The 4920-nt window shown below is 47.4% G+C and carries 4 protein-coding genes; all 4 read right to left on the bottom strand.

Annotated features, from left to right (window positions below; all coding sequences use genetic code 11):
• Positions 1 to 69: 69 nt before the first annotated feature.
• The 4 genes from B3180_RS09375 to B3180_RS09390 all read right to left on the bottom strand — a co-directional run bounded on the left by B3180_RS09375 (position 70) and on the right by B3180_RS09390 (position 4809).
• A complete protein-coding gene (locus B3180_RS09375; RefSeq protein WP_273022322.1) occupies positions 70 to 1701 on the bottom strand; it encodes a methyl-accepting chemotaxis protein in 1632 nt (543 codons plus the stop codon).
• 120 nt (positions 1702 to 1821) lie between these two features.
• Positions 1822 to 2481, bottom strand: a complete 660-nt coding sequence (locus tag B3180_RS09380) for a gamma-glutamyl-gamma-aminobutyrate hydrolase family protein (protein ID WP_054486874.1) — start codon at positions 2479 to 2481, stop codon at positions 1822 to 1824.
• Positions 2454 to 3431, bottom strand: coding sequence for an amidoligase family protein (locus tag B3180_RS09385; protein ID WP_278358326.1), 978 nt, complete (start codon positions 3429 to 3431; stop codon positions 2454 to 2456). The genes B3180_RS09380 and B3180_RS09385 overlap by 28 nt, the downstream gene beginning before the upstream one ends.
• Complete coding sequence (locus B3180_RS09390; RefSeq protein ID WP_054486870.1) at positions 3424 to 4809, bottom strand: M28 family metallopeptidase; 1386 nt, start codon at positions 4807 to 4809, stop codon at positions 3424 to 3426. The genes B3180_RS09385 and B3180_RS09390 overlap by 8 nt, the downstream gene beginning before the upstream one ends.
• Positions 4810 to 4920: the final 111 nt, after the last annotated feature.

A 4920-nucleotide genomic window follows, 5' to 3' on the forward strand; every position in this document is an offset into this window, starting at 1 on the left:
TTCAGCCACTCGGACACCTCTCCAGAACGGCCGCTATGGTAGGGGTTTTAGCCGTTCTAATCAAGGGGTTTAAGCAATTTTAAAGCGCTTCATGCCATTATTTAACCGTTTTGCTAACTCATTCAGTTCACGGCTGGCTTCGCTAATTTGCTCTGAGCCTGCTGCCGTTTGCTCCGCAGCCTCTGTAATTGAGGAGAAGTTTTGATTAATTTCCTCTGCAACCGCTGTTTGCTCTTCCGCTGCAGTCGCAATTTGTGCATTCATGTCACTCATTTTTGCCACAGAATTATTGACCGCGTGTAAGGACTCACCAGCTGAACGGGCTTGCTTCACACTTTCTGCCGCTTTCTCCCTGCCTTTGTCCATCACTGAAACGGCATCAGTCGCACTGCCCCGCATGGTTTCAATTAAGCTTTGAATACTGCGGGTTGAATCCTGTGTCCGGTTCGCCAGCGCCCTTACTTCATCGGCAACCACCGAGAAACCTCGGCCATGTTCGCCCGCTCGTGCCGCTTCTATCGCAGCATTCAGTGCTAATAGGTTGGTCTGATCAGCAATGCCTTCGATAACCTCCAGCACCTTGTGTATTTCTGCCGTGTTGTCAGACAGTTCACCAATGACTTTAGCAGCACCTTCAACCTGGTTGGCTAACTCTTCAATTGAACGAACCGTCGCTTCTACCTCACGGCTACCCGCAACTGTTTCTCTGTCGGTATCATCGGCCAACTGCGCCGCCTGCTCAGTATGCTGAGCAACTTCACGAACCGTTTGCGACATTTGATGAATAGCCGTTGCGCCCTGAGTGGTTTGTTCTTGCTGCTGAACCACCAGTTTTTGGTTATTCCCCGCCGTTTCAGCAAGCTCATTTGAGGAGTTCAGAATGGTACTTGCTGACTCATTAACATCTCCCAGAATAGTCCGTAACTGATTCACCATACGGTTAACATCGGCCATCATGCTATCTTCATAGCGTGTATGGGTAGAGACGGTTAAATCGCCATCGGCAATGCGTTGTAATGCTTCAGCCGCTTCCTCGGGTTCACCGCCGATTGTGTGTGTCAGTTTAACTACGATTTGCCAGGCCACCAGTCCGCCACTGATAATGGCAAACGCAGTAACCCACCACATTAAGGTGGCAAAGTTCTCACTGCGGCTCATTACCTCTTCCGTACCGGCTGAGATACTTTGTTCCTGATAGTCAATAAAGGCGTTAATTCGGTTTAACCACTCCGCATAAATTGGCGATACTTCATTCAGAACGTACTCCTGAGCCCGTTGCCTTTGGTTCGAGTTTAACAGGCGCTCTGTTTCATCAGCCGCCGCCAGACCCTGAGCCTGAATGTCTTCAATTTCACTCAATAACTCACGTTCCTCACTGTTTACCAACTCGTTATCGGAAAAAATGTCAGTCATACCGTTATCAGCTTTGCTGTAATCCGATTTAAGATCGACAATTAGGTCACGTAGCGGTGGACGTTGATCGGCATTTTCAACCAGAACTAAATCACGCAGGGCTATTGCGCGGTCATGCACACTGCCTCGAAAGTTAATAGCAAACCGTTGTTTTTCACTACCCACTTCGTTAACTCTTACCAGGGTTTTATCAATTTCACCAACCTGATATGTACCGACGATGGTGGTTATAACAAGTAATAGCAGAATAAAGGCAAACCCTGCATACAAACGATTTGCTATGGTCATTTAGCGCTCCAAAGGCTTTTTAATAAGTCGATTCTAAGTTGTTGAACGGTTATACAGATTGAAACGCAGAATGGATCAAAAAAATTGATAAATTGAGGTAGGTATAATCGATATGTTCAATTATTGTTTAATAAGCCAACGAAAAATTCGAACTTGGCTAGGTACATAAAATAAGTATTCAGGGTGCCACTGTACACCGATAATGGTTTGCTCATCCTGCCCCTCGGAGGCCTGCAAAAAGCCATCCAAGTCCCAGCCCACAGCAAGCATACCAACACCCGTTTTTTTGACGATTTGCGAATGCAGGCTATTAACTCTCAGTTTTCGCTTTCTACAAATCTTCGCCAATTTACTTTTAGGCTCAATAAATACCTGCTTAGTGGGTAAAAGTCCCGGGCGGTTATAGGTCAACTGACGCAATTCCCGAATGTTCTGGTCAAGTTCGCCACCGAGCACTACATTAATTAACTGCGAACCGCGACAAATGCCTAACAACGGCTTCTTATTCTCCAGAGCCCAGCGTATCCAGGCAATTTCGAGTTCATCGCGATCAGGGTCATACTCGCCGTCACGCTCTGGCGGCTGGTTATATTGTGAGGGGCTAATGTCGTCCCCTCCTCCAATAATCACTGCATCGATATTGTCCGGCTCACAACGGTGCCTGACACTCGAACGCAAAGGACGAGCTCCAAGGCATTTGAGAATAAGCCAGGTACACCACCAGGACGGAGACCAACGTCTGGCGGTTCCGGTTACAACCACTCGCGGTCTTTCAGCCATTGCTCCAGCCTTTCTTTCCAGTCTTTTTCTGAGACACCAATTAAGGGACGCTCAGCGTCAATAAACGCTTGTTTCCAATAGTCTAACGCTTGCTGATCATTAGCCAGAGCGTCGACCACCCACCAAATTTTCCAGGGCTCGGTTAACTGCCAGTCAGGATGTTCAAGCTGACAGTTCGGTAAGCGGTAATGAAAAGTCGGACGGGCCTTTATCTTTTTGTCATCTACTGCTCCCATCACTTTTTCTTCGTCTAAGAAAGCAAAGAGAGGCAACATATCCAAAGCACGGTTACGAGTGGCGTTGTGCTTAAGGTAGTCATCGATAAGCTGTTCCTGAGTCACCTCATGTTGGTTAACCAACAGTCGGATGTAGGCCTCGGGGTATTTATCGATGTAAGGACTGAGTTTGCGCGTTGTATCGACGCGATGCGCTTCAACCAACCACCACTGCAACAGAGAGAATGCCTGTAAATAACGCAGCAATACATTGGCACTTAATGATGGTACTTCGGGGTTAATATGGACACCATAAGCCGCTATCCAGGACTCATCTGTACCTTTTGCTCCGGCTTCTCTCAGCGCCTCCGTTAAGGTAAGTAACTGCTCACATTGCTCCAGCGTTAACGGCGGGCAGACAATTTCAATGGGCACAAGGTTTTCAGCAAGACTGCCGAGTTCTCGCACCCAGGCGGACTTGTCTCCGCCCTCTGCTTTCGCTTTTCGTTTTAAATAGTCCCAGTCAATCTCAACTTTAAACGAACCAAGACCGTCCACCTCAATTTCTTGTTCCGCTTTGGAAACAGAAACTAACTCACCGGGCAGTACTCGCTGCATGACATCAATAGTCTGGCTTAAAGTTAAGCCGCTAAATTCCAGTTCAAAACCGACTTTTCGGTCTTCGCCTTCATAATTTAGCGGCTCAGTTAATGCTTTAAACGACTCATTACTCAATAGAAAATGTCCCCGCTGGTCCCGGAAATACAACTGGGCTTTCGAAGCCATCGTTACTGACACTAGCTACACCAAAAATGTAATTATCGATCACCACATTTTCCAGTGTGTACTCGTTTACATTACCAACGTAGCGACTGAACTGCCACTGCGGGGCACTGGTTAAACGCCAGTAAACTTTATAACCCGCAATATTTTCTTCATCTTCTTCCTGGGGTGCCCAGCGTAAAGTTGTATCCGGTTTTACTGCACCTTCTATCTCGACATTGGCAGGTGGTCTTGGTGCCCACGACATACTTGCCATAGAAACCGCGTTCAACGCAGTTAGTTTAGCCGCGTAATCAAAATCGACACCCTCTATGGTATCGCCATATTCAATACCATTCTCAACACGAAGGTCCTGATGCTGACGATTATAGTTTTCGTTGGTTTCCATAATACGGATACCCGCATAACCTAAATCGTTAAAGGGTCTGTGGTGCCCGCCGCGACCAAAGCGATCTAAGCGATAAACAATCATCGTGTCTAAGTTGTTGATGTAACGATCCGCCACTGTATCAATATAGCGCGCCAGGTTGCGTGAGGGAGAGTCTACTTCACCACCATAGAAACGACGCATGGTCGCTTCGCGGTCTGATTCATTCATACGGGTGCCCTCAGCAAAAATCCGTGCTGTGGTGTTATTAATGACTCCGTTAATGCCTTCAATGTTACCAATCATGTCATTATTAAGCACTGCGGTAAGGTGCCAGCCTTCTTCTTTGGCTTTTTCGGCCAGAATTTTCCCGCCAAACAGACCTTGCTCTTCACCGGCCAGGGCCGCATAAACAATAGAGCCGTCGAATTCGTATTGGGTTAGCACTCGTGCCGCTTCTAACGCACCGGCGACACCAGAGGCGTTATCGTTTGCACCGGGAGCGTCTGAGGTATAATCCATAACATCGCTAACGCGCGAGTCAATGTCTCCGGACATCATCACGTAACGGTTAGGGTCCGTTTTGCCCCGTTGAATGGCAATAACACTTTTCACTTCCACAGGGTCAGGTATGCGCGTTTCACCGGAAATTGTATCGCTGACATACATGACTTCAAGACAGCCGCCACAGGCTTCGGATATACGTTCAAATTCGGCAAAAATCCAGCGTCTTGCGGCACCAATACCACGCGTATCCGACTCGGTTTCAGATAAGGTATGACGAGTGCCAAAGTCGACCAGAGTCTGAATGTCACTTTCAATACGATCGGCCTGCATTGCACCAGCTATTTCGTGCAGTTTCTCCTGCTCTTTATAATCGATACCGTCCTGCGCCATAGCCGTTAGCGGTAATGCCAACCCTATGCTTGCTGCTAAAAGCGGATTTGCCCATGATTTCAACATAATTGAACACCTGTTATTAAATAAACAATGATTTGATTATGGGGCAAATACCCGACGATGGAAAGTCACGGCCATCAGTCATACAAATAGTTGACTTACGACGGCACAGTT

The sequence above is a fragment of the Idiomarina sp. UBA4206 genome, assembly GCF_002383015.1.
Lineage (GTDB): Bacteria > Pseudomonadota > Gammaproteobacteria > Enterobacterales > Alteromonadaceae > Idiomarina > Idiomarina abyssalis.

What these genes read in the sequence shown, in the direction of transcription:
- B3180_RS09375 (WP_273022322.1), bottom strand. Translation starts at nt 1,701, where the DNA reads ATGACCATAGCAAATCGTTTGTATGCAGGGTTTGCCTTTATTCTGCTA.
- B3180_RS09390 (WP_054486870.1), bottom strand. Translation starts at nt 4,809, where the DNA reads ATGTTGAAATCATGGGCAAATCCGCTTTTAGCAGCAAGCATAGGGTTG.
- B3180_RS09380 (WP_054486874.1), bottom strand. Translation starts at nt 2,481, where the DNA reads ATGGCTGAAAGACCGCGAGTGGTTGTAACCGGAACCGCCAGACGTTGG.